The organism is Actinomadura hibisca NBRC 15177, from assembly GCF_001552635.1.
In the GTDB taxonomy this organism is placed as follows: Bacteria; Actinomycetota; Actinomycetes; order Streptosporangiales; family Streptosporangiaceae; genus Spirillospora; species Spirillospora hibisca.
Map to the genome: position 1 here is coordinate 1 of NZ_BCRO01000110.1, position 23,714 is coordinate 23,714.

General features: G+C 72.6%; 21 protein-coding genes. 9 read left to right on the forward strand and 12 right to left on the reverse strand.

Features of this window, described 5'->3' with window-relative positions:
- The first annotated feature begins 68 nt into the window (after window positions 1-68).
- On the forward strand, window positions 69-770 hold the full coding sequence (locus AH6_RS37475; protein WP_218006021.1) for an HAD family hydrolase: 702 nt from the start codon (window positions 69-71) through the stop codon (window positions 768-770).
- A gap of 149 nt (window positions 771-919) precedes the next feature.
- Here the strand turns inward: AH6_RS37475 and AH6_RS37480 are convergent, their stop codons facing one another.
- Entirely contained in the window at window positions 920-1,651 is a 732-nt protein-coding gene (locus AH6_RS37480; RefSeq protein ID WP_245679639.1) for a GntR family transcriptional regulator, read from the reverse strand.
- 135 nt (window positions 1,652-1,786) lie between these two features.
- Here AH6_RS37480 and AH6_RS37485 point away from each other — a divergent pair, with 135 nt between their 5' ends.
- Window positions 1,787-2,170 (forward strand): ATP-binding protein, encoded by a 384-nt coding sequence (locus AH6_RS37485; RefSeq protein WP_067490143.1) that lies wholly within the window; start codon window positions 1,787-1,789, stop codon window positions 2,168-2,170.
- A 61-nt stretch (window positions 2,171-2,231) separates the two neighbouring features.
- On the forward strand, window positions 2,232-2,453 hold the full coding sequence (locus AH6_RS37490; RefSeq protein ID WP_157431959.1) for a hypothetical protein: 222 nt from the start codon (window positions 2,232-2,234) through the stop codon (window positions 2,451-2,453).
- Between the two features lie 552 nt (window positions 2,454-3,005).
- Here AH6_RS37490 and AH6_RS37495 read toward each other — a convergent pair.
- Genes AH6_RS37495 through AH6_RS37510 form a run of 4 tightly spaced genes read right to left on the reverse strand, consistent with a single transcriptional unit; the run spans window position 3,006 to window position 8,513 of the window.
- A complete protein-coding gene (locus AH6_RS37495; protein WP_067490148.1) occupies window positions 3,006-6,110 on the reverse strand; it encodes a coiled-coil domain-containing protein in 3,105 nt (1,034 codons plus the stop codon).
- Window positions 6,107-6,763, reverse strand: a complete 657-nt coding sequence (locus tag AH6_RS37500) for a hypothetical protein (RefSeq protein WP_067490151.1) — start codon at window positions 6,761-6,763, stop codon at window positions 6,107-6,109. Before AH6_RS37500 ends, AH6_RS37495 begins: the two co-directional genes overlap by 4 nt.
- On the reverse strand, window positions 6,760-7,287 hold the full coding sequence (locus AH6_RS37505) for a hypothetical protein (protein ID WP_067490154.1): 528 nt from the start codon (window positions 7,285-7,287) through the stop codon (window positions 6,760-6,762). The genes AH6_RS37500 and AH6_RS37505 overlap by 4 nt, the downstream gene beginning before the upstream one ends.
- Window positions 7,284-8,513 (reverse strand): hypothetical protein, encoded by a 1,230-nt coding sequence (locus AH6_RS37510; protein ID WP_067490157.1) that lies wholly within the window; start codon window positions 8,511-8,513, stop codon window positions 7,284-7,286. The genes AH6_RS37505 and AH6_RS37510 overlap by 4 nt, the downstream gene beginning before the upstream one ends.
- Window positions 8,514-8,705: 192 nt before the next feature.
- Here AH6_RS37510 and AH6_RS37515 point away from each other — a divergent pair, with 192 nt between their 5' ends.
- The 3 genes from AH6_RS37515 to AH6_RS37525 all read left to right on the forward strand — a co-directional run bounded on the left by AH6_RS37515 (window position 8,706) and on the right by AH6_RS37525 (window position 14,176).
- Window positions 8,706-11,423 carry a LuxR C-terminal-related transcriptional regulator gene (locus tag AH6_RS37515; protein ID WP_067490160.1) on the forward strand — a complete coding sequence of 906 codons (2,718 nt, stop codon included), beginning with the start codon at window positions 8,706-8,708 and terminating at the stop codon, window positions 11,421-11,423.
- A gap of 138 nt (window positions 11,424-11,561) precedes the next feature.
- Window positions 11,562-13,124 carry an AMP-binding protein gene (locus AH6_RS37520; protein ID WP_067490224.1) on the forward strand — a complete coding sequence of 521 codons (1,563 nt, stop codon included), beginning with the start codon at window positions 11,562-11,564 and terminating at the stop codon, window positions 13,122-13,124.
- Between the two features lie 80 nt (window positions 13,125-13,204).
- Window positions 13,205-14,176 carry an AMP-binding protein gene (locus AH6_RS37525; RefSeq protein ID WP_067490163.1) on the forward strand — a complete coding sequence of 324 codons (972 nt, stop codon included), beginning with the start codon at window positions 13,205-13,207 and terminating at the stop codon, window positions 14,174-14,176.
- A 106-nt stretch (window positions 14,177-14,282) separates the two neighbouring features.
- On the opposite strand, the gene AH6_RS37530 is transcribed toward AH6_RS37525, so the two are convergent.
- A complete protein-coding gene (locus AH6_RS37530) occupies window positions 14,283-15,716 on the reverse strand; it encodes an aldehyde dehydrogenase (RefSeq protein ID WP_067490166.1) in 1,434 nt (477 codons plus the stop codon).
- A 119-nt stretch (window positions 15,717-15,835) separates the two neighbouring features.
- Here AH6_RS37530 and AH6_RS37535 point away from each other — a divergent pair, with 119 nt between their 5' ends.
- A complete protein-coding gene (locus tag AH6_RS37535) occupies window positions 15,836-16,450 on the forward strand; it encodes a mycothiol-dependent nitroreductase Rv2466c family protein (RefSeq protein ID WP_067490170.1) in 615 nt (204 codons plus the stop codon).
- A 7-nt stretch (window positions 16,451-16,457) separates the two neighbouring features.
- On the opposite strand, the gene AH6_RS37540 is transcribed toward AH6_RS37535, so the two are convergent.
- Both AH6_RS37540 and AH6_RS37545 read right to left on the reverse strand, forming a co-directional pair.
- A complete protein-coding gene (locus tag AH6_RS37540; protein WP_067490173.1) occupies window positions 16,458-17,984 on the reverse strand; it encodes an FAD-dependent oxidoreductase in 1,527 nt (508 codons plus the stop codon).
- A 97-nt stretch (window positions 17,985-18,081) separates the two neighbouring features.
- On the reverse strand, window positions 18,082-19,050 hold the full coding sequence (locus AH6_RS37545; RefSeq protein WP_067490176.1) for an AurF N-oxygenase family protein: 969 nt from the start codon (window positions 19,048-19,050) through the stop codon (window positions 18,082-18,084).
- A 179-nt stretch (window positions 19,051-19,229) separates the two neighbouring features.
- Between AH6_RS37545 and AH6_RS37550 the strand changes: the two genes are divergently transcribed.
- A complete protein-coding gene (locus AH6_RS37550; RefSeq protein WP_083983848.1) occupies window positions 19,230-19,898 on the forward strand; it encodes a TetR/AcrR family transcriptional regulator in 669 nt (222 codons plus the stop codon).
- Between the two features lie 10 nt (window positions 19,899-19,908).
- Here the strand turns inward: AH6_RS37550 and AH6_RS37555 are convergent, their stop codons facing one another.
- The 3 genes from AH6_RS37555 to AH6_RS37565 all read right to left on the reverse strand — a co-directional run bounded on the left by AH6_RS37555 (window position 19,909) and on the right by AH6_RS37565 (window position 22,013).
- Entirely contained in the window at window positions 19,909-20,355 is a 447-nt protein-coding gene (locus tag AH6_RS37555) for a cytidine/deoxycytidylate deaminase family protein (RefSeq protein WP_067490178.1), read from the reverse strand.
- Window positions 20,348-21,034, reverse strand: coding sequence for a RibD family protein (locus AH6_RS37560; protein WP_067490182.1), 687 nt, complete (start codon window positions 21,032-21,034; stop codon window positions 20,348-20,350). Before AH6_RS37560 ends, AH6_RS37555 begins: the two co-directional genes overlap by 8 nt.
- Window positions 21,035-21,146: 112 nt before the next feature.
- Window positions 21,147-22,013 carry an SDR family oxidoreductase gene (locus AH6_RS37565; RefSeq protein ID WP_067490185.1) on the reverse strand — a complete coding sequence of 289 codons (867 nt, stop codon included), beginning with the start codon at window positions 22,011-22,013 and terminating at the stop codon, window positions 21,147-21,149.
- A gap of 103 nt (window positions 22,014-22,116) precedes the next feature.
- Here AH6_RS37565 and AH6_RS37570 point away from each other — a divergent pair, with 103 nt between their 5' ends.
- On the forward strand, window positions 22,117-22,689 hold the full coding sequence (locus tag AH6_RS37570; protein ID WP_067490188.1) for a TetR/AcrR family transcriptional regulator: 573 nt from the start codon (window positions 22,117-22,119) through the stop codon (window positions 22,687-22,689).
- A 21-nt stretch (window positions 22,690-22,710) separates the two neighbouring features.
- On the opposite strand, the gene AH6_RS37575 is transcribed toward AH6_RS37570, so the two are convergent.
- Window positions 22,711-23,628 (reverse strand): MBL fold metallo-hydrolase, encoded by a 918-nt coding sequence (locus tag AH6_RS37575; protein WP_067490191.1) that lies wholly within the window; start codon window positions 23,626-23,628, stop codon window positions 22,711-22,713.
- Between the last annotated feature and the right edge of the window lie 86 nt (window positions 23,629-23,714).

Genomic DNA, 23,714 nt, shown 5'->3' on the forward strand with positions numbered 1-23,714 from the left:
CTTGGTGCAGTGAATGTTGTGGAGACGTATAGACATCTCAAAATCATGCTTCACATACCATGCCGTTAATGCGGACTCTGGTGCTCTGGGACATCGACCACACGCTCCTCAGCATCGGGCAGTTGAGCGGCGAGATCTACGCGGAAGTGTTCCAGCGGGTCACGGGTCAGGCGCTGGATGAACTCGCAGACATGACGGGCAGGACGGACCGGGCTATTACCTCCGAGACCCTGCGCAACCATGGCATCGACCCAACTGACGACCTGATCACCAGGTTCGCCGATGCCCTTGGTCAGGCGTTTTCCGACTGCCAAGACGAGATCGCCGGGCGAGGCAAGGAATTGCCAGGTGCACGGGCTGCGTTGCAGGCTCTCGATGGCCGAACTGATGTCGTGCAATCGCTCCTGACTGGAAATATGGAGCCCATCGCCCGGTGCAAGCTGGCGGCCTTCCAACTGGATGGGTTGGTGGACTTCAGCGTTGGGGCCTACGGATTGGACGGTACTGAGCGTCCGCCGCTGGTCCGGCTCGCCAAGGAGCGCGCAGCGGCCCGATACGGGCAGCAGTTCGATCAGGACAACACAGTGCTGATCGGCGACACTCCGTACGATGTCACCGCCGGTCACGAAAGTGGAGCCAGGGTCGTGGCGGTCGCCACCGGGTCCAGCGACGAGAAGGCCCTCCGCGACGCCGGGGCCGAGCTGGTGCTGGCCGATCTGACCGACACCGAGGCCGTTGTGCAGGCGGTCTTGGCCGTCAACCGTGCCTAATCCGTAGCGTTCCTGTAGTGATGCCGTCCCTGCTATGAGGCGCCTTACTCCGCATGTCTTTTCCTGCGGTGTCACCAGTGCGGTCTGGGGCAAGGCTGGTGATGCCTTGGCGGGCGGTCTCCTCCCTCATCTGGTCGCGAGAGTGAATCTCACTCGACGGGAGTGATGTACGCCAGTTCGTACCGGTCGACGGGCACCACGATGTCAGCGGTCTCGACCGGGCCCTGCTCGCCGGTGTAGGTCCGGCGCACCACCATCACGATGGAGCCGAGGGGTTCGTGCAGTAGTTCGGCTTCGTTCGCCAGGATCGCCCGCGCGGTCAGTACCTCCTCGGCCGTCGCGATGTCCAGGCCGATCGCACGCATTCGTGCCACCACACCCTGGCCAGCGTGTGGCCCCTGCTCGGGCATCATGATGGCCGTGCCGCGCGTCAGCGCCAGCGGCTCCCAGCTGGTGGAGAGCATCACCGGCTCGTCATCGGCGCGGAAGACGTACTGGGTGCACATGACCGCGTCGTCCTCAGTGATGTTCAGTCGCTCGGCTACCGTCGGTGTCGCCTTCTCCGTCGTGGACGAACTCGTCCACGTGCCGGCCCGGCTCTGCTCCTCCATGTCCGCTCTGAACGGGCTGCCGCCACGTGACTCCCGGTACCAGGAGCGCATCATCCGCCGGACGGTCGGGCGCTGGCGAACGTAGGTGCCGCTGCCTGGCCGCGCTTCCAGATATCCCTCCGTCACGAGCAGGCGCACCGCCTGGACGGCGACGCGGTCGGAGACCTCGTACTCGCGGGCCAGTTCGTGGCGCGAGGGGACCTTGTCACCCGCTGCGAGGCGTCCATCGACGATCTGTCGGCGCAGGTCGTCGGCGATGCGCAGGTACACGGGCTGGGTTGTCACAGATGACTCCAGGTGGCCGGACGCGGATAGTCCGACCTAGCTTGACAAGCTGGGTACTCAACTATCAAGCTGAGTACCCAGCTCACCCAGTGTCGTCGAACGAACGCGTAGGGGTGTTGTATGTACTGGACCCTGACCTACCCGGGCCTGCTGTCCATGGTTCCAGCGATCCGGGCCTTCGTCCGGTCCATGCTGGCCGACACTCCGCGCCTGGACGACGCCGGACTGGTCGTGTCCGAATTCGCCGCCAATGCCATGATCCACACTCCCAGTGGCGGTCCCGGCGGAACGGTCGTCGTCGCCGTCACCGTTCGGGACGGCTGGGCACGTGTCGCCGTCAGTGACGCCGGTCCCGGCGACTGGACGCGGCCGGTCCCCACCGCCTCACAGATGGAGGAGTACGGGCGCGGCCTGCTGCTGGTCGAAGCGTTCGCCGACAAGGTCGGTCATGAGGTTGTCGCAGGCGGCCAGACGATGTGGGCCGAGTTCGGCTGGACGAGCTGACCTTGACCGACGCGGTCCTGTTCTTTCGGACGACCTCTCTGTTCGGGAAGTGGGATTGATTGTGAGCACTGTGGCTGACTCGGCCGATGTCGGCGATGTCGAGGGTGTCAAGGCTCGGTTGCGCGCGGAGTTTCCCGGGTGGTCGATCATCGTCACGAATCGGGGGCGGTGGTGGGCCACACGCGGTCCGCTTCCGCCCAACCGGATGAACGAGGTCGCCGATCTCGAAGATGACACCTCTGACGGGCTGCACGCCAAGCTCGTAGCGGTGACCAGGCAGTGAACGCCGTTACGAAGGTGGATGCCTTCGACCCTGGGCCGCTGCGTCGGCAGGTTGTTCGTGATCTGGAGCGTCGGTATCCGGGTGTGCTCGCCTGGTGGGGGAGTGCCACCTGCTCCTATTGGGCGTACGTCCCGTGTGGTGGCGGGCAGTTGATTGAGGGAGCGCATCCAGAGCGGCTTGCTCGTGAAGTGTCGCGCGTCTGGTGGGGAGACGCGCGGCCGTGAGCGTGGCCGGTGTTCGTGGGCCGCGTGTTGGGCTGACCGATTGTGTTGCTGTGCATGCCGCTTCGGCGGTTCCGGGGGCTGAGCGGCTGCACTGGTATGGGCAGTACTCGCCGTTGGAACCGTTGCGGGTGGTTGAGCACACCTGCTCTGTTTGTCGTGCTGTTAGTTATGAGTTCGGGGCTCGGGGTGGTGCCTTTCTGATTCGGCGTACTGATCATCGTGATCGTGGCCGTGTTGTCGTGCATGAGACTTCGGCGGTGCGGCGGCTTGTTGGGGAGGAGCGCTGGCGGGCGCTGCTCTATGGGTGGGTTGTTTGACGGTTTGTTTTTTATGGCTCTTCCGGGGTTGGGCGGGTGGCTGTCATTTGCGCTGCCAGCATCCGCACGCGGGGTTCGTGTTCGTCGTAGCCCACGACAACTGGGGGCTCGTTGTAGGGCATCGTGTCCGACGAGCGGCGCAGCTTCACGTACTGGCCGCATGCGTCGATCGCGTACGGCTCCATGTCGTCCTGGAGGGCGCCGATCACCGTGATGCCGTGGGTTTCGCCGATCTTCCGGAAGAGGGCCACGGCCTCCTTACGGTGTTCCTTGCCCAGGTTGCGGCCCAGTTCGTCCAGCACCAGGCACAGGCGGCCGCCGCCTGAGGACGCCAGGGCTGCCGCGCAGACCAGCTTGACCGCCTTCTCGTCCATCAGCGCCGTGTTCGCCCGGCGGTTGTACGGGACGTAGCGCTGGCCGTCGCTTCTGCGCCACTTCGGGGTTACCCGCCAGCGCCACTCTTGTTCGGGGTCGCCGGGGCGTTCTGGGGTCGGGAATTCCAGCGTTGCGCCGTAGCCGCCGTAGGCCGTGTCCAGCTTCTCGAACTCTTCGGATACGCGCTGGAGGCGGGTTCTGATCGCCGCTGTCAGGGCGGTGCGGTGGGCTTCGGCTGCGCCTGCTGCTTCTTCGGCACCTTTCTGGGCTTTTTCGAGGTCGGCGCGGCGGCCTGACACCTGCATCTCGATCTGGCGGCGCTGGTGGCGCTCGTAGTCCTCCTGCTGGCGCAGGTAGGTCTCCAGTGCCTTGATCAGGCGCGGGAACGTCGACTGTTCGCGTTCGGTGCGGCGGCCCTCGCCATCGGCCCGTTCGCGTAGGAGGAACCGCATTTCTTCTGGCATGTCCTCGTCGGCCGGGCCGTCGGGGAAGACGCGGCGCAGGGCCTCCGACAGGTGCTTGTCGGCGCTGTGCCACCACTCGTCGGGTGTCCAGGTGCGCTCGTCAGAGCTGAGCGCCTCCAGCCACTCGGTTGCTTGGTCGCGGGAGCCGCCCCACTGTTTTTCCAGGTCGGTCAGGCCCAGGGCTGTGCGGCGGTCGGACAGTTCGGTCGACTTTGCGCGGAGGCGGGCGCGGTCGCGTTCGTGGGCTTCGCGGCGGCCTCGCAGGCGGTCCACTTCCAGGGCGCGGGTGTCGGCTTTGGCTTGCAGGCGGCGCAGCGTCTGTTCGGCTGCGCCCAGGCGCGGGCCCAGCTTGGATTCGCTGGTTGCCAGTTCCTCTAGGTGCTCGCGCAGGGTTGTTATCGCCTCGCGAACTTCCTCTAGTTCGGCTGCTGCTTGTGCGCCTGCTAGGCGGCGACCTGCCAGGGCTACGTCCGATGCCGTGTCGGTGGTGCGACGGTGTGCCTGGTCCAGGGCTTCTTTGGTCGACTTGAGGGCGGCCTTGGCTGCTTGCACGCGGGCCACGCGGCCCGTTACCGGGTCGGGGAAGCCGCCGATCGTTACTACGCCTGTGTTGTTTCCCTGTTCGATGGCCGCGAAGAAGGTGGAGAGCGGGAGGCCGCAGTTGACGCCCTCGGGGTGGCCTTCGAGGGTGGTCGCCTCGGGGTCCAGGGGGGCGTCTGCGGGGACGATCATGGAGCCGGGGAGGGGGGTCAGGGCTTCTACGGCTTTTGGCAGGTCTGCCGGGGCTACTACTACTGCTTCGCGGTAGGGCCACAGGGTGCCTTCCCACGTTGCTCTTACGGTTTCTGTCAGCTCTACGGCGTCTAGGAGGCCCACGGCCGTGATTCCGGCTGTGGTCAGGGCGCGTAGTTGGGCGGGGGCGCTGCTTTCGCCTGCTTCTGCTTCTTTCAGGGCTCGTTCGGCTCGTGTTACTGCGCCTCGGGCCATGCCGAAGTTCTGCTGGGCTTCGTCGCGGCGGGCTTCGGCTTCGGCCAGTTCCTGGTGGGCCGTTTCTGTGTTGCGGCCGTCTGCCTCGCGGCAGCGTTCTTCTAGGGCTGATACTCGGCGGCGCAGGTCTTCCAGGCGGTTGCGGGCGACCGCTTTGTCTGCGCCTAGTTCGTCTGCCTGGCCTTTCAGGTCAGCTAGGGCGGTGGCCGCTTCGTTCAGTTTTGCGTCCAGTGCGCCGCCGGTGAGCTGGTCCATCTCGCGTTCGGTCGCTTTGATCGCGGTGCCGATCTCGTCGGCTTCCTCATGCAGGCGTTGTTGTTCGGCGGCGTGGGCGCTGTCGGCGGTGGTCGCGTCCACCAGCAGGCGTGCCTGGCGGGTGCGCCAGAAGCGGGTGGCGGACGCTACCTCGGTGCGTGCCTTGTCTCGGCGGTCGAACGTCTTGAGTAGGGCGGCTGCTTCGCGTTCCCACTCGGCCAGACGCTCGGTTGCCTCGATCGCCTTTGCGCGCTCGCGGTGCTCTTCGGCGCGTGACTTTCGTTCGGCTTCCAGTTCGCGGTCCAGGCCGGTCAGGGCGGCTATCGCGCTGAAGATGCGTTCGGGGCTGATCTCGTTCAGCGGTTGGGACAGGAGGTTCGTGGCGACCTTCGACCGTACCGAGGTCGACAGGAACGACACGCAGCGCACCCGCCCGCCGTACAGCACCCGGCCCAGGTCCTTTGCCACGAAGTCGCGGCGGCCCGCGCTGCGCGGCAGCGTCGCCCACAGCCGGTCGGCCATGCTCACCCGGTCCGCCTCCGACGGGGCCGCCGCCAGGTGCACGCCGTGCCGCCAGCGGATCTCCAGGTGCGGCGCGTCGGCGTTCACCCGCAGCCACACCGTGATCGCGCCCTCGCCCTCGGGGCGGTGGTTCTCCTCGGCGTGGTCGAACACGCCCACGATGTAGCCATGGTCGGCGCTCGCCCACTTGTTGTCGCCCTGCGCGGCCAGCTCGGCGTTGAACAGCAACTCGGCGACGGCTCGCGCCCCCGAGGCGAACCGCCACTGCTCGTCGCCCAGCAGCGCAGTGATCGCCGCGATGAACGACGACTTGCCCGCGCCGTTGGAGTCCTTCGGCCCCTGACCTGCCACCACGATCAGCGTTCCGGGCACGGTCGGCACCGGGTGGGTCGACAGGCGCGAGATGTTGACCGCCTGCACCGCCACCAGCGTCCGGTCGCCGACGACGTTCTCGGAGTCGGCCCCTGAGCGAGGGGCCGGGCCCGGCATGAGCGGATCGAGCACGGCGGTCATTTTGAGTCCCCCTGAATGTTCGACCGGCCCCGGCGGCGCGCCCGGATCGCCGCGGCCAGCGGCGAGTCCGGCCCGGCGGCCAGGATCAGCTCTTCCTGAAGGCGGCGGCGCGCGGCGTCGGTCAGCCGGTGGAACTGCGGCCCCGGCACGAACCCGCCCGCCTCGTCGCCCCCTGCCTTGACCTGCGTCACCAGGCCCGCCACGCGCAGCCGCCGCAGCGCCGCCTCCAGCTCGCCGATCGGCAGCTGCGAGCGGCGGCGCAGCTCCTCGACGGGCGTCGGGAACGGCGACTGCCACGAGTCGTCGGCCAGCAGCCCCGCCGCGCGCGGGATCGCCACCGAGTGGATCAGCACCAGCGTGAGGACGGCACGTTCGTCGGCCGGCGGCGCGCAGTCGGGGTCGGCGGCCAGCTCGGCGGCCACCTCATCGCGGTACCCGGAGATCCACTCCTTGGTGGCCGCGCGGACCAGCGTGCGGCCCGACAACCCCAGCATCGCCTCGACGGTGCGGCGCAGCGCGGGCTCGCGCAGCGCCGCGAACCGCACCTCCGGCACCGGCGCGGCGGCGTGCTCGACCGCCATGTACGCGGCGACCAGCTCCGCCCGCCGCCGCTCGTCGTAGGAGCGCAGCAGCGGCTCGAACAACTCGCTCACGGCGCGTCCTCCCGCACCGGTTCGGGCAGGCGGCGCAGCAGGTCGCGCAGCGGGCCGAGCGTCTCGTCGGCCCAGAGCGCCACGCGCGGGCCCGGACGCACCGTGCCCGCCGCCTCGTCCAGCAGCAGCCAGCCCGTGTCGGCGAGGCGGCGCAGCTCGCCGGTCGCCCAGCGGCGCGCGAGGTCGGCGTCGCCGCGCGACAACCCGACGTACACCTCCAGCACGTCGATGACCAGCGCGTCCTGGCCGGGCCAGGGCGCGTCGTCCAGCCGCGGCCAGCAGCAGCGCAGCGCCGCCGCCAGCACCCGGCGGGCCTGGCCGGGGCGGTCCAGCGGCATGGGCGCGGTGTCGTACTCCTCCAGCAGCGCGGGCGTCGCGCCGTCGGGCCACTCGGGCAGCAGCCACACGCGCGTGCCGTCGGACGCGCCGGTGAACCCCGGCGGCACCGGCTCGGCGACGGTGATCGACGGGACGCCCAGCACGCGCGCCCGCGCCCGCGCGAGCACCTGCGGATCGACGCTCACCGGCCGGTCCTCTCGAAGACCCCCGACGACACCCATGTCGGCGAGCCGTCGGGACGCGCCGCCATGCCGTCGCCCCAGGCCAGCCGGTAGGGCAGCTCGGGGTGCAGGTGCACCGACGACAGGTCGGCCAGCAGCCGCCGCGCGGTCACCCAGTCCTGGTCGAGCACGTCCTGCACCGCGACCCGGTCGCGGCCGCGCAGCACCTGCTCGGCGACGGTGCGCAGCCGCTCGACGGCGGTGGCGTCGGAGCCGGTGTCACCCGACAGCCCCGGGTCGGGCACCGACGGCCGGGGCGGCGCGGGGCGCGGGGGAGTGGCGCGCGGCCCGTCCTCCACGGCCGCCACGACCGCCGACGGCTCGTGCCAGGGCGCGGGCGCGTCGAACACGAACCCGTCGAGCACGGCGGCCAACTCCTCCCTGGTCGCCGTCCGGGCGAACGTCCGCCACGTCTCCGGAGGCAACAGCGTCAGGTTCCGAGTGGTACCAGCCGAGTCCGACAGTCTGGCCGCCGCGCGCCGCGACGCGTCCCCGTAGGCGTAGATCGCGGCCCGCAGGTCGGTGCAGGTGCGGTCGAGCTGCGGCCAGCGCCGCAGGATCGCGCCGTGCAGCCGCTCGGCCCGCTGAAGGATCTCCTCGGTGCCCCACAACTTGGGCGCCTGCTCGCGCAACTCCTCGATCGTGCCGTTGGTCAGGGTGAGCAGCTCGACGCTCCACAGCCGGAACGCGCGCGCCAGCCCGTCCGCGCCGTCGCGCGCCTGCGCGGGCGTCATCCGGGGGTCGGCGACGTTCAGCTGCTCCAGCGCCAGCAGCCGGTGCATCTCGCTCTGCCCGCCGTCCAGCATCATGCGCCGGACGAACATGAGCCCGACGACGCTGGTGAACGACGCCCGGTACCGGAGCTGGTTGGGCTTGGGGAACACCTCGCGGACGGCCCCGAGCCCCTTCAGCACCCGCAGCCGGTTGTCGAAGACCTCGGCCGGATACCGGCGGCACACGTACCGCATCTGCTCGCGGCTGAGCCCCTCCTCCCCGGCGTCGGCGAACGCGGCCAGCAGCGTCTCGGCGACGTCCACGAGTTCGGGGTCGTCCACCACGGCCCCGCTGTCGCGGGCCAGCGCGGCGAACATCTGCCGGTACACGCCCAGCACCGCCTCACCCTCCAGCACGTCGTCCAGGCTGGGGGCGTCGTCACGGGCGGCGAACGCATCATCGGAGGTGGGGGACACGGCGACCTACGGTAAGGCCACCGACGGCCCAGCGTGGAATCGGCGCCCGTGTGGCGTGTTCGGTTCGCCAGGAGTCGGTAAAGAACAGGAAGATAACCATCTGGGGAAAGCGGTGCGGCCCCCCTGTCCTGATGACACACTCGCAGGGACACTTGAGATGCACGGGCCGTAACACCGGACACCTCTGGGCGCATGACTTCGCTGAATCCCTCCACCGGCTCCGACCTGCCCGCCGAGTCCGACGCCTTCGTCGGCCGCGAGCGGGACGTCGCGGACCTGTGCCGCCTGCTGGAGACGCTGCGCGCGGTCACCCTCTGCGGGGCGGGCGGCATCGGCAAGACGCGGCTCGCGGTGCGGGTCGCGCGCACGATGCTGGACGGCGGCGACCATCCCGGCGGCGTCTGGTACGCCGACCTCGCCGAGGTCGCGGCCGACGGCCCGCCCGAGCCGGTCGCGCGGCGGGTCGCGGCGGTGCTCGGCGTCGCCGAGGAGCGGCGGCCCCTGGCGGCCACCCTCGCCGACGCCCTCGGCTCGCGCGGCGCGCTGCTGGTGCTGGACAACTGCGAGCACCTGGTCGCCGAGTGCGCCGAGCTGGCCGAGATCCTGCTCGCCCGCTGCCCCCGGCTGCGCGTGCTGGCCACCAGCCGCGAGCCGCTGCGGCTCGCGGGGGAGACGGTCTGGCGGGTGCCGCCGCTGGAGCCCGACGAGGCGGTCCGGCTGTTCGTCGAGCGGGCCCGCGTGGTGCGGCCCGATTTCGCCGCGACGGGTTCGGTCGAGGAGGTCACCCGCGCGCTGGACGGCGTCCCCCTGGCGCTGGAGCTGGCCGCCGCCCGCGTCCGGGTGTTGTCGGTCGAGCAGATCGCCGAACGGCTCGGCGACCGGTTCCGGCTGCTCAGCGCCGGTGACCGCACCGCCCCGCCGCGCCAGCGCACGCTGCGGGCCGCCATCGACTGGAGCCACGACCTGCTCGGCCACCCCGAGCGCGTGCTGCTGCGCCGCCTGTCGGTGTTCTCCGGCTGGACGCTCGGGCAGGCCGAGCTGGTCTGCGTGGACGAGACCGGCGGCGGCGAGCTGCCCCCCGAGGACCTGCTCGACCTGATGACCGCGCTGGTCGACAAGTCGCTGGTGGCCGTCGGCGACGACGTGGCGGGCGAGACCCGGTTCCGGCTGCTGGACAGCATCCGCCAGTACGCCGCCGAGCGGCTCGCCGAGGCCGGGGAGACCGCCGCCATCCGCGACCGGCACCGCGACGCCGTCCTGGAGGCCGCCGAGCGGCACGCCGAGCAGGCGCTGGCCGAGCTGCCCGCCACCTGGACCGAGCGCGCCGCGCTGTTCGGCTGGTACGACGCCGAGCTCGGCAACGTGCGCGCCGCGCTGCGCTGGTCGATGGACCGCGGCGCGGTCGAGGAGGGATTACGCGTCTGCACGGCGCTGCGCACCTACTGGATCGTGCGCGGCCGCGTCACCGAGTGGGCCGAGTGGACCGACCGGTTCCTGGCCCGCGCCGGTGACCTGCCCGCCTACGTGCTGGGCCCCGCGCTGGCCGGGCGCGCCCAGCTCGCCGTCGGCGGCCGCGACTTCGCGCACGCCGCCGGGTTCGCCGAGCGCGCGCTGGAGCCCTGCCGCAAGGCCGGCGACGACTTCATGACCGCCACCGCGCTGATCACCCTGGCCGAGGCGCACACCCACGCCGGCCGCTTCGCCGAGGCCGACGCCCGCCTGGACGAGGCCGACCTGCTGACCGGCGGCGAGGACCAGGAGTGGAACCGCGGCTACGGCCTGACGGCCCGCGGTTGCCTGCGGCTGCGCGAGGGGCGGCTGCGCGAGGCGGGCGAGCTGCTGGAGGCGGGCCTGCGGGTCATGCGGGAGATCGACCAGCTCTGGGGCGCCGCGCACGCCCTGATCGGCCTCGGCCGCCTCGCCGGGATGCGCGGCGACCCCGCCGCCGCCCGCCGCCACTACGAGGCGGCGCTGCCCGCCCTCGCCGAGGTCGGCGCGCGCCCCGAGACGGCCCGCGCGCTCGCCGGCATCGGCCGCGTCGCCTTGGAGCAGGGCGACCTCCCGGCCGCCCGCGCCGCGCTCATCCGCTGCCTGGAGCTGAGCCGTTCGGCGGGCACCCGGCTCGACGTCGCCCGCGCGCTGGAGGCGTTCGCCGAGCTGGTGGCCTGCGAGGGCGACGCGCGCCGCGCGGTACTGCTGGCCGGGGCCGCCGCCGGGATGCGCTCGGCGGACGCGGCCGGGCGGCCCGCCGCGCCCAGCCGCCGCCAGGGCACCGGGGCCCGCCTGGAACGCACCCTGGAACCGATCCGCCGCCAGTTCGGGGAGCCCCTGGTCGCGCAGCTGTGGGGGCAGGGCCGGGTCACCCCCGCCGACGACGCCGTCACCTACGCCTTGGGCCACGAGGTGGGCCATGAGGCCGAGCCGGTCGTCGGCCCGGACGGCCCTGCTGTGGGCGTGCCGCAGGCTCGGCAGGCGGTGTCGTCGGCCATGATGTTCGCCGCTCCGATCGCCGAGCCCGGCGCCGACGGGGCCGCCGCACCGCTCGCCGCGCCGTCCAGCGAACCGCTCGCCGCACCGCACGTCATGCCGCCCGCCGCGACGCCTTCCGCGCCGTCCGCCGTGCCGCCTGCCATGCCGTCCGCCCGGTCCTCCGGCCCGCACGCCCTGCCCCCCGACGTGCCGGTCGCCGCCCCCGTCACCCCGCCCAGCACCCTCACCGCCCGCGAACGCGAGATCGCCACCCTCGTCGCGCGCGGCCTCAGCAACCGGGGCATCGCCGACGAGCTGGTCATCAGCCCCGCGACCGTGGCGCGCCACGTCACCAACATCCTCACCAAGCTCGGCTTCGCCTCCCGCGCCCAGGTCGCCGCCTGGGCCGTGGAGCACCTCGGCGAAGAGCAGCGTCGATAACGACCCGTTCCGGTCCGCCGCAACCTCCGAACGCCGGGGTGTGTACACATGCGCACCCCGTCCCGGGCCTCCCGAATACGACCCCGCCTGCACAGTCCGGAGCATGTGGGCCGCCCGCGCCGTCCGTACGGTGAGGACATGATCTGCACCACAGCGGACCCGCTCCCCGTCCAGCCGGCGGTCACCGTGTCCCGTGCGGTCTTCGCGGCGGCCGACGACCCGGGCCGCGGGGGCCGGGCGGCGGTGGTCGACGCCACCTCGGGCCGGGGGCCCACCCACGCCGAGCTGGCCGCGGCGGTCGGATCCGCCGCGGCCGGCCTGGCGCGGGAGGGCATCGGCCCCGGCACCGTCGTCGCGCTGCACCTGCCCGACACCCCCGAGTTCGCGATCGCCCTGCACGCGGTCATCGCGGCGGGCGCGGTCCCGCTGCCGATGCGCGTCACCACCCCGGCCGCCGAGATGGCGCGGCTGCTGGAGGCGTCCGGCGCCACGGTCCTGATCACCTGGCCGGTGCTGCTGGACATCGCGCAGCGGGCGCTGCGCGCGGCCCCCAAGGTCACCCGCGTCTACTGCTTCGGCGCCGAGCCCGACGTGGCGCCGTTCGCGCGGCTGCTGGCCGGCGGGGCCGCGCCCGACGTGCCGATCGACCCGGCCGGGCACGCCGCGCTGCTCACCTGCACGCGCGGCGCGGGCGCGCCGCCCCGCGTGGTGCCGCTCACCCACGCCGAGGTCGTCGCCGGGCTGGTGCGCATCGCCGACGCCGGCATGATCGGCGCGTCCGACACCGTGTTGTCGGCGGTGCCGTTCGCCGACGTGCTCGGCCTGAACGGCATCCTCAACCCGGCGCTGCGGCTGGGCGCGACCGTCGTCGCCCGCCCCGGCTCCGGCCGCCACGACCTGCTGCGCGTCATCCAGGACCACCGCGTCACCGTCGCGCTGCTGCCGCCCGACCTGGTGGAGACCCTCGCCTACGACCGCGCCGTCGGCCGCTACCGGCTGCGCTCGCTGCGCGCGGTGATCAGCACCGGCGGGCCGCTCAGCGCCGAGGCCGCCCGCGCCTGCGCCGCGCGGCTGGACTGCCCGGTCCGGCAGGCCTACGGGCTGGCCGAGGCCGCCGGCGTCACCCACCTCAACCTGCGCGCCGCCGAGGAGGGCACCCTCGACTCGGTCGGCCGCGGCCTGCCCGGCGTCGCCTGGCGCGTCGTAGACCCCGGCACCGGCGCGGACCAGCCCGCCTACCAGCCCGGCGAGCTGTACCTGCGGGTGCCGGTCCAGGTGCCGGGGGGCACGTTGCTCGGCGGGCCCGCCCGCCGTGCCGACCCGCTCCCCGGCACCTCCCGCTGGCTGCCCACCGGCGACTCGGCGTTCGCCGACGAGCACGGCCGCGTCTACATCCTGGGCCGCCTCGGCCAGGGCCGCCCCGAGCCGCCCGCCGAGCCCGACGCGGTGCTGGCCGCGCACCCCTCGGTGCGCGACGCGGCCGTGGTGCCCGCCCCCGACGCCGACCTGGGCCTGGTCCCGCACGCCTTCGTGGTGCCGGCCGGGCCGGTGGCGGCCACCGACCTGCTCGCCTATGTCAACGCGAACGTTCCGCCCTACCGGAGGGTGACGACGGTGCACCTGGTCGACCTGATCCCGCGCTCGCCCGCCGGCCGCGTCCAGCGACGCGCGCTGCTCGAACGCGCCCGGCTGATGCCATGAGCCGCGCATCGGCGAGTTACACATCGGCCTACACACATCTGCGGATGCCGGGGCCGGGCGGGGACGCCTACCGTCATCCCATGTTCGACGGGGACCACGGCCAGCCGGCCGGCACCGACACCGGCGTCACCCGGCTCGTCACCGACGCCGCCTGGGGCAACGCGGCCCGGCACGCCGACCGCCCGGCGCTGGTGGACCCGGGGCGGCGGCTCGGCTACGGCGGGTTCGCCGCGGCCGTCCCGGCGGCCGCGGCGGGGCTGCGGCGGCACGGTGTGCGGCCCGGCGACACCGCCGCGCTGCACCTGTCCGGCGTGTGCGACCTGGCGCTGGCGGTGCACGCCGTCAGCGCCGCCGGGGCGGTCCCGACGCCGCTGCCGCGCGACGCGCCGGTCGCCGAGCTGGCCGCGATGATGAGCGAGTCGGGGGCGCGGCTGCTGCTGACCTGCTCGGAGACCGCGGCGGTCTCGCTGGCGGCCACCGAGCGGTCGTTCGTGCGCCAGGTGTTCGCGTTCGGCGACGTGCCGGACGCGACGCCGTTCGCGCGCCTGGTGGAGGCGGGCGGCGAGGCCGGGACGGACGCGGGCGCGGGCCCGGCGGCCACGGTGGACTGGGCGTTCGGGCCGCCGTGCGACCTGGCGCTGCGGTTGTGCGCGCCCCCGGAGAAGATCACCCACGCCGACCGGCTCGCCGACCTGCACCGGCTGGACGCCGCGGTGGGCGTCAACGACGGCGACGTGCTGGTGTGCGCCGCCGAGGACTGCACGCTCCCCACCCGGCTCGGCCTGATCGACCTGTGCCTGCTGCACGGCGCGACCCTGGTCGGGGTGCCCGACCCGGGCGTGACGCCGCTGCTGGCCGCGATCGCCCGGCACCGCGCCACCCTGGCGGTGGTCACCCCCGCCAAGCTGCGCGCCCTGGCCTTCGACCTGGCCTTCGACAGCGGCGCGCCGCCGGTCCCGGGCGTGCGGCTGCTGGTCACCGGCTATCCCGATCCAGAGGTCGTCCGGGCATGCCGCGAGCGGCACGGCTGGGACGCGGTGCCGCTGGGGTGAACGCGGTACCGCTGGAGTGAAAAGCGTGCGGCCGGGCCGGAAGGGGAGAGCCGGCCCGGCCGCGCGGGGGGTCACGCGGGAGACGCCCAGAACGGCACGCGGGGTGTCACGCCGGGCGGGGGATCGCCTTGTGTTCCAGGTAGGCGGCTAGGCCCTCGGGGCCCAGTTCGCGGCCGAGGCCGCTGTCCTTGTAGCCGCCGAACGGCGTGTTCGGGTCCAGCACGTACAGGTTGACGCCGCAGCTCCCGGTGCGGATGCGGCGGGCCACCTCCACGCCGTGGTCCACGTCGGCGGTCCACACCGAGCCGCCCAGGCCGTAGGAGCTGTCGTTGGCGATGCGGACGGCGTCGTCCTCGTCCTCGTAGGGGATCAGCGCCAGCACCGGGCCGAAGATCTCCTCGCGGGCGATGCGCATGTCGTTGGAGACCTCGCCGAACACCGTCGGCGCGACGTACCAGCCCCGGTCGTGCGGGCGGTCCAGCCCGCCCGCGATGAGCTTGGCGCCCTCGTCCTGGCCGATCCGGATGTAGTTCTCCACGCGCTCCTGCTGGCGGCGCGCCACCAGCGGCCCGATCTCGGTGCCGTAGTCGGCCGGGTCGCCGACGGCGAGGCCCGTCACCATGGCCGCCAGCGCGTCGGCGACCTCGGTGTAGCGGCTGCGCGGGGCCAGGATGCGGGTCTGCGCGGCGCACGCCTCGCCGTTGTTCATCAGCGAGGCCATCTTGAAGCCCTCGATGGTGGCGGCGAGGTCGGCGTCCGCCAGGATGATCGCCGCCGACTTGCCGCCCAGCTCCAGGGTGACCGGCTTGAGCTGCTGCCCGCAGACCGCGCCGATCTTGCGCCCGGCGTCGGTGGAGCCGGTGAAGGAGACCTTGTCGACGTCGCGGTGCGCCACCAGGTACGCGCCGACCTCGCGCCCGGCGGGCACGATGTTGACCACGCCGTCCGGGATGCCCGCCTCCTTGATCCACTCGGCCAGCAGGTAGCCGTCCAGCGGCGTCTCGGGGGAGGGCTTGGCCACCACCGTGCAGCCCGCGATCAGCGCCGGGGCCAGCTTGAGCATCAGCGTGAACTGCGGGACGTTCCACGGGTAGATCGCCGCCACCACGCCGACCGGCTCGCGGGTGACGGTGACCGGCCCGAGCATGCCGGGCCGCTCCTCCTCGAAGGGGTAGGAGGCGGCGAGGTCCACGTAGTACTGGAGCACCATCTGCGGCAGCGCCGCCTGCCCGAAGATCGAGAACAGGATCGGCGAGCCCATCTCGGCGGTGACCAGGTCGGCCATCTCCTGCTGCCGCTCGGCGTAGATCGCCGACAGCCGCCCCAGCTTCTCGGCGCGCTCGGCCGGGGTCATGCGCGGCCAGGGCCCGTGGTCGAAGGCCTTGCGGGCGGCGGCCACGGCGGCGTCGATGTCGGCCTCGGTGCCCTCGGGGACGCTCCCGAGCACCTCCTCGGTGTGCGGGGAGATCACCTCGATGGTGCCGGTGCCGGCGGGCGCGGTCCACTCGCCGCCGATGAAGAAGCGATCGTGCTGGCGCATGCTGGTGTGCCTCCCCTTGACCGAATGCTTGCTTGGGCACAGCATGGCATGCCGGGCGGGGGGATTGGCAAGAGCCGGTGAGACTGCGGTCTCACGCGATCTCGGGGTAGGACGGGGACATGACCGACACCGCGATCGCCGACCTGTGGTTCGACCCCGTCTGCCCGTACACGTGGATCACCTCGCGCTGGCTGCTGGAGGCCGCGCGCGTGCGGCCCGTCGAGGTGCGCTGGCACCTGCTGAGCCTGGCCGCGCTGAACGAGGACAAGGAGGAGGACCCCGAGGGCGACACCGAGGGTTTCCTGTGGCTGCCCGCGCGCGTCGCCATGGCCGTCACGCTGGAGCACGGGCAGGAGGCGCTCGGGCGCTTCTACACCGCGTTCGGCGAGCGGGTCCACGAGAACGACTGGGACGAGAACACCTTCGCCGACTCCCTCGCCGACGCGAAACTGCCGACCGAACTCGCCGACGCCGCCACCTCCACCGCGCTCGACGACCAGGTGCGCTCCTCCACCTTCGAGGGCCTCGACCTGGTCGGGCGGCATGTCGGCAGCCCGGTGGTCGCGGTGACGCCGCCGGGCGGCGAGCGCGTCGCGTTCTTCGGGCCGGTGTTGTCGCGCATCCCGCGCGGCGAGGAGGCCGGACGGCTCTGGGACGGCGCCCCGCTGGTCGCGGGCGTGCGCGGCTTCAACAAGATCGAGGGGCCGCCCCAGGCCGAGCCGGACTTCTCCTAACGAACGATCAGGGCGAGCCGATCAGGGCGACGGAGTCCGGGCGGCGCGAGCGCAGCAGCTCCTGCAACGCCGCGGTGCTCGCCGCCGGGTCGTTCAGGCGGCCCTCGTTGTAGTCCTCGACGAGGGCCGCGACCGTCTCGCGGGCGCAGGACTTGTTGGTGCCGATGAACCCCGTCGGGCCGCGCTTGATCCAGCCCGCGACGTAGGTGGCGGCCGCGCCCTCGACGCGCCCGGCCGTGTTGGGGACGGTCGCCGTCGCCTCGTTGAACGGCAGCCCCGGCACCGGCAGCGCCCGGTAGCCGATGGACGTCAGCACGAGCCCGGCCTCGATGTGCTCGGTCTCGCCGGTCGGGACGGCCTGCACCAGGCCGTCGCCGATCTCCAGGGTGTTGCGCGCGAAGGTGACGCCGTCGTCGGTGATGCGCTCGGGGGCCAGCAGGTACCGCAGCGTGATGCGGCGGCGCGCGCCGGAGGTGTCGCGGGCGGCCAGCTCGCGCAGCAGCCGCAACTTGTGCCGGACGGTGTGGGACTCCTCGCCCGCGCCGGTGACGTCGAGGTCGGCCTCGGGCACCGACACCGCGATGCCCCGCGCGTTGGCGAGGCCGACCAGCTCGGGCAGCGTGAACGCCGAGTGCGCCGGGCCGCGCCGCCCCGCCACCACGATCTCCTCGATCCGGCTCTCGCGCAGCGCCGCCAGCGCGGCGGGGGAGATGTCGGTGGCCGCCAGCGCCTCGGGGTCGCGGGCCAGGACGCGGGCGACGTCGAGCGCCACGTTGCCGTTCCCGATCACCACGGCGCGGCGGTGCGACAGGTCGAACGACCGGTGCGCGTGGTCGGGGTGCCCGTTGTACCAGGCGACGAACCCGGTGGCCGACACCGCCCGCTCCGCGCCCGCCACCGGCAGCCGCCGGTCGGCGGACGCGCCGACCGCGTAGATCACCGCGTGGTGGTGGCGCAGCAGCTCCTCGTGGGTGAGGTCCGCGCCGACCTCGACCCCGGCGTGCAGGTGGAAGCCCGGCTGCGCCGCGATCGTGTCGAACTGGGTGGTGACCCGGCGGGTCTCCTGGTGGTCGGGCGCGACACCGGCGCGAGCCAGGCCGTAGGGCGTCGGCAACTTCTCGTAGACGTCCACGCGCGCGCCCGGGACGGTCAGCACCTCGTCGGCGGCGTACATCGCGGCGGGCCCGGATCCGACGATCGCCACGCGCGGCGGCTCGGGGCGCGCCTTGACCTCCAGCGGCGGGGCGACCTTGGCGAGGATCGGCAGGTCGCCGACCGGGCCGGTGCCGTAGAAGTCGGAGTTGATCTCCAGGAAGGGCAGCTGCCCCTCGCCGAGCCTGCTGTGCGGCTGGATCGCCCCGACCGGGCACGCGGTCACGCAGGCCCCGCAGTCGACGCACGCGCGCGGGTCGATGTAGAGCATCTCCGCCGTGGCGAAGTCCGGCTCGTCCGGCGTGGGGTGGATGCAGTTCACCGGGCAGGCGTAGACGCAGGAGGCGTCGTTGCAGCAGGACTGCGTGACCACGTGGGTCATGGGCGTGTTCTCTCTCGTTCTGTCGCGCGCGGGGGAGGGGGCCGCGGAGTGGTCGGGCCGCCGGGATCGGGCCGCCGGGATCGGGCCGCGGGGACGGTCAGGCCGCGGGACGGGCGGCGCGGTGCGGCTCGCCGCGGTAGCGCGAGGGCTCGCCGTCGATGCCGAGCTTCTTCCACACCGCGCGCGAGGCGGGGTTCATCAGGCCGATCTCCTCGGCGAGCATCCGCACGTCGCCGAAGTAGTTGCGCATCATCTCCTGGGACTTGGGGCTGCTCCAGAACGCCTCGCGCATCACCTGGCGCGGGATGCCGAACTTCTTGGCCATGTCGCGCGGCGGCGCCATGATCGCCCCGGCCAGCCAGCGCATGATGACCGGGTAGGCGATCGAGGTGACGGCCTTGCCGGGCTTGGTCTGCCGCTTGACGTGCTCGCGCAGGAAGCGGTGCGCGAACGAGATGTGCCGCGCCTCCTCGGCGATGTGGATCTGCATCGTGCGCAGCAGCGCCGCCGGGCGGTCGTCGCCGCGCCGCACCACGTCCTTCTGGAAGTGGTCGATCGGCTCCTCGCCGGCCAGGATGCCGATGAAGAAGATCACCGGGAGGTAGGCGCCCAGGTGCCAGAAGTGGGAGGTGGCCCGGTAGTCGGCCCGCATGCCGGGCACGTCCTGGCCGGTGCGGTTCACCAGCTCCTGGAACATCTGGATGTGGTTGCACTCCTCGGTCATCTCGTGGAGGCAGTAGCGGAACTCCGGCGTCTGGTTGGGCAGCCGCATCGCGTACTGCATCATCCCGCGGATCAGCACGCTCTCGAACTGGAGGCCGACCTTCTGGATGTTGGCCACCCGCCACAGCCCGATCTCGATCTTCCGCTCCTCGGGCAGCGCCTGGTACCAGGGGTGCGCGCCGAGCGGGTCGCAGTCGTCGGGCAGGATCCAGCGCGGGTCCTTGGGGTCGATCTGGTAGTCCGCGGAGTCCCAGTCGATGTCGAGGTAGGGGTCGAAGCGCCGGTTGACCGAGCCCTCCGACAGGGTCCGCAGCACGTCCCGGTACTCCTGGTCGATGATCATGCGCAGCCACCTCTGGGGGAGTCCCGCGTCGCCGCAACGCGGGTCAGATTTACGATTGCTCATTGAACTGTAAAAAGTAAGCGCTCCCTTGGTCAAGGTCGACCGGGCTTATAGTGGGGTGCGCTACATCACCTCCCCGCCCTCCCGCGGGGGAGCGCGGCAAGACAGCAAGGGATCCCGTGACCGAACCGGCAACCGGCGCCCCGGAGCGCGCCCCCCGACCCGTCCGGGAACGGCGCGGCGCCGCCGGCCGCTCGCCCGAGCAGATCCGCGCCCTGATCCTGGACGCCGCCGCCGAGTGCCTGGTCGAGGGCGGGTTCGCCAACGGGCGGTTGTTGTCGGCGATCGCGCGCCGCGCCGGGATCTCCCGCCCCACCCTCTACAAGTACGGCGGCAACGTCGACGACATCCGCGAGGCGCTGGTCCACCGCGAGATCACCGTGTTCGCCGGGGAAGTCGTCCCGCGGTTGCGCGACGTCGACTGGAGCGGCGACAGCCTGGTCGAGCTGCTGGTGTTCGTGGTCGGCTACGGCCGCCGCCACCCGCTGCTCCAGGCGGCGCTGCGCGACATCCCCGAGATCGTGCTGCCGGTGTTCACCGTCAACGCCGAGGCCACCATCCGGTGGATCTCCACGCTGCTGGCCCCCGTCGCCGCCGAGCACGCCGACGCCGGGCGCATCCCGCAGGTGGACCTGCCGCTGCTGGTCGACGCGCTGTTCCGCGTCGCGGTGTCGCTGATCCTGATCCGCGGCCCGCTCGACCTGGACGACCCCGAGACGTTGCGCGGCTACCTCGACTTCGCGCTCGGCACCCTCGCCGAGCTGCGCTCGGGGTCCGCCGGCGTCTAGCGCCCGCCGCCTAGAGCAGGTGGGCGTTGGGGAGCCGGGCGCGGTCGGCCAGCTCGGGGAGCTGCACCACCTCGACGCCGTGGGCGCGCAGCAGCTCAGCGCCCGTGCCCTCCACGAACAGCGACGGCTCGGTCCAGGCGAACACCACCCGCCGCACGCCCGCCGCCAGGATCAGCGCCGCGCACGTCCGCGCCCGCGACTTGCGCTGCCCGCAGGGCTCCAGCGACGAGTAGACGGTCGCGGCGCCGAGGTCGATCCCCTCGATCTTGGCGAGCGCGGCCTCCTCGGCGTGGTCGTGGGGGTCGCCCTCGCGGGAGTGCCCCCGGGCCAGCTCGCGGCCGTCGCCGTCCACCACCACCGCGCCGACCGAGAACGCCGTGACCGACGGCGGGCACAGGGCGGCCAGGTCGCAGGCGACCTCCAGCCAGGCGTGGTCGTCCGCGCGCCGCTCAGCCACGTTCCCCGCCGACCAGGTAGCGCAGCAGCGCCAGGTTGCCGATGCGGGTGATCTCCTCCAGCCGCATCGGCCGCTTGGGCGTCTGCGGGAAGACCCCCGACCCCACGAACCGGGGCGCGGACGGATCGCCGATGAGGAACGGCGCGACCACCAGGTGCAGCTCGTCCACCAGCCCGGCGGTCATGAAGTAGGTGTGGATGCCGCCGCCGCCCTCGACCATGAGCCGCCGCACCCCGCGCACGCCCAGGTCGTCGAGCATGGCGGGGAAGCTGACCGGGTCGCCGGCGTCGATCACCTCGGCGCGCCCGTCGAGCCGCCCCGCCAGCTCCTGCGCGCCCGGGGACGCGGTGTAGACGAGCTTGGGCGCGTCGCCGGTGGTGAAGAACCGCGACTCGGGGTCGAGGTCGCCGCTCCAGGTCACCGTCACCTTGGTGAGGTCGGGCGACCTGCCGCGCGCGACGCGCTTGGCGCGGCGGCTCTCGGACTTGACCAGCAGCTTGGGGTCGTCGCGGCGGACCGTCCCGGCGCCCACCAGGATGGCGTCGCAGGAGGCGCGCACGTCGTCCACGCGGTCGAAGTCGGCGGGGCTGGACAGCCGCAGCCGCTCGGGGGAGGCGTCGTCGATGTAGCCGTCCACCGACATGGCGCAGCTCAGCAGCACATAGGGACGCTCGGTCACGCAGTCACTGTAAGGGACAGGACGGCGGGGGCACGGCGGGAGGAGCTAACGTCCCGGTTCCTCCCCCTCCACCTGCGTGACCGGCCTGGTGGTCCCGGTTTCGGACGGCCGATTAGAAAAGGCTCCGCAGGGCGTCCAGGTTGTCGGCCAGGAAGTCGTCGAACGTGCGCGCCGGGCGGCCGGTGAGGTCGTGGACGGCCGTCGTCGGCGCGGCCTGGGAGCCGGAGGCCACCTCCTTGAGGAGCACGGCGAGGTCGTCGGCGAACGAGCGCGGCAGGCCCTGGGACTTCAAGGCGGTGGCCATGGCGTCGGGGGAGACGTCCGCGCAGGTGACGGTCCGTCCAAGAGCGGCGGAGATCCTGGCGGCGATCTCGGCGTGGGTGAGGGCCTCGGAGCCGGTCAGGACGAAGGTCTCGTTCGCGCCGTGCGGGCCCGCCAGCAGGGTGGCGGCGCAGGCGGCGATGTCGTGGCAGTCGATGTAGGCGACGGGGGTGTCCCCGTAGGAGGAGACCAGTTGCCCGTCCGGGGTGAACGCCCCGGCACCGAGGAAGTTCTGCATGAATCCGGCGGGCTGGAGCAACGACCAGGCCAGGCCGGATTCCTTGAGGTGCTCGTCGATCAGCCAGTGCGCGCCCTGGGAGAGTTGCGAGCCCTTCCGGGCGTGCCAGGCCGACACCTTCACGACGTGCCGGACGTCGGCCTTGCGCGCGGCGTCGATGACGGCCTGCTGCTGGCGGACCATCGGCTGCTCGCCCTCCACCGGCACGGCTCCGGCGCCGTTGAGGAACAGGCGGTCCACGCCGTCGAGGGCGGCGGCGACGGAGCCGGGGTCGTCGAAGTCGCCCACGACGAAGTCGCAGCCCAGCGCGCGTCCCTTGGCCTCGTCGCGGACCAGCGCGCGGAACTCCGCGCCGTCGCGGGCCAGGCGGCGCACCAGGTGCGAGCCGATGGAGCCGGTGGCCCCGGTCACCAAGATCATTTTTGGGTCCCCTCGGGAGGCGGCGGGGCCCGGACACGATAAACTGAGGGCCCCTCGGGAAAAGAGTTAACCTGAGGGTGCCTCAACTTGGCAAGGGAGCACGATGAACGAACCGCGCCGCCGCCGCCCGCGCGCCGACGCGCAGCGCAACCGCGACAAGCTGCTCGCCGAAGCCGACGCCGTCTTCCGCCAGGAGGGCACGAACGCGTCGCTGGAAGGCATCGCCCGGCGAGCGGGCGTCGCGGTCGGCACGCTGTACGGGCACTTCCCGAACCGCCGCGCCCTCATCGGCGCGCTGCTGCGCGAGCGCAACCAGGAGCTGTTCGCTCGCGGAGAGGAACTGCTCGCCGCTCCCGACGCGGAAGACGCGCTCACCCGGTGGGTCTACGCCGTGGTCGAGCACGCCGCCGCCTACCAGGGGCTGGCCGCCGTGCTGGCCGACAGCATGGACGACGAGGAGTCCGAACTGCGCGCCTCCTGCCTGCGCATGACCGAGATCGGCGACCAGCTCATAGCCAAGGCGTGCGCTGCGGGCGTCCTGCGCGAGGACGTGACCAGCGCCGACGTCTTCGCGCTGATGAACGCCGCCGCCTGGACGCGCGAGCACCTGCCCGTCGAGCAGGCCGACCGGCTCGTCGAACTGACCCTGGCCGGGATGCGGACGCCCGCGGCGTAACGCTCCGTCAGGCTGTGCAGGTCAAGCCATGCAGGTCGGGATCTGGCCGTTGTTGTACTCGGCCATCTCCAGCATCGCCGCCAGGAACTCCACCGGCGCCCCCAGCGGCTCGCCCCGAGCCTCGGAGTAGGCGCGGTGCAGGTTGCCGACCAGGCGTTCGGGGTCGGTCCACTCGCGGTACGGGCCGAGGTCGGTCTCGCGCGCGACCGCCAGCGGCGGCAGGCCCGCCGCGATGCCGTCGCGGGCCAGCTCCTGGAGCCAGCGCAGGTAGCCCTCGGTCCAGTCGAGCACGTCGGGGCCGCAGACCGGGCCGTGACCGGGCACGATCCGCTCGGGGCGCAGGGCGCGCAGCTCGGCGAGCGCGGCCAGCGACCCGGCGATCGAGCCCATCAGCACGAACGGCGTGCCGCCGTTGAAGATCAGGTCCCCGGCGAACAACACCCGCTGCTCGGGGAGCCAGGCCACCGCGTCGCCGGTGGTGTGCGCCGGGCCGTGGTGGATCAGCTCGACGGCCGTGTCGCCGACGTGCAGGGGCAGCCGGTCGGCAAAGGTGATCGACGGGGGCACGGGCCGGATGTCGCCCCACTCCACGTCGGGCCACACGTGGGTGAGCAGCAGCCCCTGCTCGGCCATCTCGGCGGCGCAGTTCTCGTGCGCGACGAACACCGCCTCCCCGGCGAACACCCCGTTGCCGTAGGTGTGGTCGCCGTGGAAGTGGGTGTTGACGACCGTGCGGGCGGGCAGCGGCGTCACCGAGGCGATCGCCGCGCGCAGGGCCAGCGCCCGCGCCTCGGTCGCGGCGGTGTCGATGACCGTCACCGCCTCCGGCCCGACCAGGAACCCGGCGTTGTTCAGGCACCAGGTGCCGTCCGGCTGGACGTAGGCGTGGACGCGGTCGGCGACCTCTTCGAGGCGCGGCGGCGGTGCGGCAGCGGGCACGGTCGGCTCCAGGCGGGTCCGGGGAGGACCACCGTACGCCCTCGCGGCGGTTCCTCCCGATATAGCGGAGATCGTTTGTGGCGGGT

Coding starts and splice junctions, on each gene's coding strand:
- AH6_RS37530 (WP_067490166.1), bottom strand. CDS start 15,716: ATGCGCCAGCACGATCGCTTCTTCATCGGCGGCGAGTGGACCGCGCCC.
- AH6_RS37540 (WP_067490173.1), bottom strand. CDS start 17,984: ATGACCCACGTGGTCACGCAGTCCTGCTGCAACGACGCCTCCTGCGTC.
- AH6_RS37485 (WP_067490143.1), top strand. CDS start 1,787: ATGTACTGGACCCTGACCTACCCGGGCCTGCTGTCCATGGTTCCAGCG.
- AH6_RS37475 (WP_218006021.1), top strand. CDS start 69: ATGCGGACTCTGGTGCTCTGGGACATCGACCACACGCTCCTCAGCATC.
- AH6_RS37565 (WP_067490185.1), bottom strand. CDS start 22,013: ATGATCTTGGTGACCGGGGCCACCGGCTCCATCGGCTCGCACCTGGTG.
- AH6_RS37570 (WP_067490188.1), top strand. CDS start 22,117: ATGAACGAACCGCGCCGCCGCCGCCCGCGCGCCGACGCGCAGCGCAAC.
- AH6_RS37525 (WP_067490163.1), top strand. CDS start 13,205: ATGTTCGACGGGGACCACGGCCAGCCGGCCGGCACCGACACCGGCGTC.
- AH6_RS37520 (WP_067490224.1), top strand. CDS start 11,562: ATGATCTGCACCACAGCGGACCCGCTCCCCGTCCAGCCGGCGGTCACC.
- AH6_RS37515 (WP_067490160.1), top strand. CDS start 8,706: ATGACTTCGCTGAATCCCTCCACCGGCTCCGACCTGCCCGCCGAGTCC.
- AH6_RS37535 (WP_067490170.1), top strand. CDS start 15,836: ATGACCGACACCGCGATCGCCGACCTGTGGTTCGACCCCGTCTGCCCG.
- AH6_RS37545 (WP_067490176.1), bottom strand. CDS start 19,050: ATGATCATCGACCAGGAGTACCGGGACGTGCTGCGGACCCTGTCGGAG.
- AH6_RS37495 (WP_067490148.1), bottom strand. CDS start 6,110: ATGACCGCCGTGCTCGATCCGCTCATGCCGGGCCCGGCCCCTCGCTCA.